Origin of the sequence: Colwellia marinimaniae, assembly GCF_002207865.1 — a bacterium.
GTDB lineage: Bacteria > Pseudomonadota > Gammaproteobacteria > Enterobacterales > Alteromonadaceae > Colwellia > Colwellia marinimaniae.
This window is the reverse complement of the sequence record NZ_BDQM01000072.1, coordinates 1-2552: the sequence shown is the minus strand read 5'-3', so window position 1 is coordinate 2552 and position 2552 is coordinate 1. Positions and strand designations below refer to the sequence as shown.

2 protein-coding genes are annotated in these 2552 nt (G+C 42.9%); both read right to left on the bottom strand.

Going from position 1 to position 2552, the window contains the following annotated elements; translation table 11 throughout:
• Positions 1 to 79 precede the first annotated feature (79 nt).
• Entirely contained in the window at positions 80 to 844 is a 765-nt protein-coding gene (gene istB, locus MTCD1_RS18110; protein WP_057179162.1) for an IS21-like element ISShfr5 family helper ATPase IstB, read from the bottom strand.
• A gap of 31 nt (positions 845 to 875) precedes the next feature.
• Positions 876 to 2420, bottom strand: a complete 1545-nt coding sequence (gene istA, locus MTCD1_RS18105) for an IS21 family transposase (protein WP_057179163.1) — start codon at positions 2418 to 2420, stop codon at positions 876 to 878.
• Positions 2421 to 2552 lie beyond the last annotated feature (132 nt).

The following is a 2552-nucleotide window of genomic DNA, read 5'->3' as shown; positions in this document are numbered from 1 at the left end:
TGCGTAATACCATGATGCCGATCGGTCAATACTATTCAAGCCGATCACTTTTTTGTTAATCAGTAGACCTCAGTAAAATCTAACTTGAGTGATCGCCATCAGTCAAGGTATTTAGTTTTTTTCGCATCGATTCACCTTTTAATTCCAATTTTATTGCCCCGTGAACAAGCCGATCTAGAATCGCATCTGCATGGGTAGATTCTCCGATCATTTCATACCAATTTTCTATCGGTAATTGACTGGCAATTAAGGTCGATTTTGTATCGTATCTAGCATCAATTAATTCCAGTAAATCACTCCGTTGTTGAGCCGTTAATGGCTCTAACCCCCAATCATCTAAGATCAGTAAACTGGCCGAGCTAAGCTTGTTAATTAGCTTGCGATAACTGCCATCTGCCTGCGCCAGAAACATTTTTTCTAATAGCTCTTTGAGCCTAAAATAGTAAACGCTATTCCCTTGTTGGCAGTGGTTTTGACCAAGCGCGCAAGCGAGATAAGTTTTGCCACAGCCAGTTGCTCCTGTGATCAAGATATTTTGATGAAGGCGAAGCCATTCCCCTTGTGCCAATGAGCGGATCTGTGTTTTATCTAGTTGTCGTTCTGCGCCATAATTTAACTGGCTAAGCGTGCCGCCAACTCTGAATTTAGCTTGTCGAGTTAAGCGATCAATTTTTCGTTGATCACGTTGTGTTATCTCAACATCAAGCAGTAAACTTAACCGCTCTTCGAAGCTCTGTTCTACGTATAGATTGGGCTGTTCATACTGTTGCTGTAGCGCATCACGTATGCCGCTTAGCTTTAAGTTACTTAATTGACTATTGACTTGTTGAGTTATATTTTGCATAGGATTTCCTTTGTTTTATTGAGTGTTAGGTTTAATGGTAATAGTGGTTGCCACGGATATTTTGATGGTCAATATCTTGGAGTAAATTACCTTGGGCTTCTGGCAAGGGCTGTTTATCCAAGCCCTTTTCTAAGATGGTCTTCACTTGTTTTACACGGGTAACGCCTGTGGCTAAGGCACGATAACAAGCCGCTTCAAGCCGTTGTTCGGTATATTTCTTACCTAAGTTCAATAACCCCATACAAGCGCGATAGCTTTGCTCTGGATGCTTTTTAGCTTGCATCAATTGTATGACAAACTGCTCAGTTGATGCGCCGAACTTACTTGCCCAACGTTCAAACCGTTGTGGCGTCCATTGCTGCTGTTTTTGATGAGCGACTGGCATATGCAAATCAAGTGTAGTGTGAGCACCTTGTCGGTGGGATCTTGGGTGAACAGCGACTTGAACGCCTTGATGGTAAAGTGTCACCAATTGTCCTGTGGCATGGGCTTCAAGCTTTTGTTTTATCAAGGTATACGGCACTGAGTAATAGTGTTTTTCAACTTCAACATGGTAATCAATATGCACGCTAACTTGTTTGACCAAGGTGTAACTGTAAGCCTGCGTAGGTAGCGGTTTTAACGCAGGTTTGTCAATGGCTTCAAACTGGCTAAGCCTTGAACCAGGGTGCTTTTTCATTTGCCGCTGGTTTAAATCGACCAGTAATTCTTGTATTTTCACGTTGAGTTGGCGCAAGCTAAAGAAGCTTTCATTACGAAGCCGTGCCATGATCCAGCGTTCGACAATTTGCACACCTACCTCTGCTTTGGCTTTATCCTTGGGCTTATATGGTCTAGCAGGCACAATGACCGTATTGTAATGTGTCGCCAATTGCTGGTAGGTTGGATTTAAGTCAGGCTCATACCGACAGGGTTTTGTTACCGCACTTTTGAGGTTATCAGGAATAACTAGCGCTGGCACACCCCCCAGAAACTCAAAACAACGGGCGTGACTCATCACCCAATCTTCGAGTTTTTGACTATAGGTAGCCTCAGCATACGTATAATTAGATGCGCCCATCACGGCGACAAACACCTGTGCCGTGCGGCATTCACCTGTACTCGCATCAACAATATTCATTGTTGGCCCGCAGTAATCGACAAACAGTTTTTCACCTGCTTTATGGTTTTGGCGCATGGAAGGTTTTTGACATTTAAGCCATGCTTTGTACTGTCGGCAGAAGTGGGTGTAACTGTAAAAGCCCTCTTCGTGTCGCTCTTTGTATTCTTGCCAAAGCAGTAATAGCGTCATCGTTTTGGGCCGCAGCTCCTGCTGAACTAATGACCAGTCAGGGATCGTAAAACCTTTTAATCTAGGTTTTGTTTTGAAGAACGCTTGTTGCAGGGAGTGATCATCCCACTTCTCATCAAGCGGCCAGCAAGTGATCCCTAGCTCTGCTGATTTACAGGCATATTTAGACACAATTGACGGTGAAATTGATAAGCTGTTTGCTATCTTTCGATGACTGAGTTTACAGTCGTATTTTAGTCTTAAAATCTCTTTAAGTTTACGCATTGAAATAGGTGCCGTTGGCATGGTTATTCTCATCATCAAAAATGAAAAGGATAACGGTTAAAAACACCTACTGGTTAGACAAAAAAGTGTAAAAATTGAACGATACCATTCAAGCCGATCACTCAATACCATTTTGACCGAAAAGTGATCGGC

Excerpts from the sequence above, each read along its gene's own strand:
- istB (WP_057179162.1), bottom strand. The coding sequence starts at position 844 with ATGCAAAATATAACTCAACAAGTCAATAGTCAATTAAGTAACTTAAAG.
- istA (WP_057179163.1), bottom strand. The coding sequence starts at position 2,420 with ATGCCAACGGCACCTATTTCAATGCGTAAACTTAAAGAGATTTTAAGA.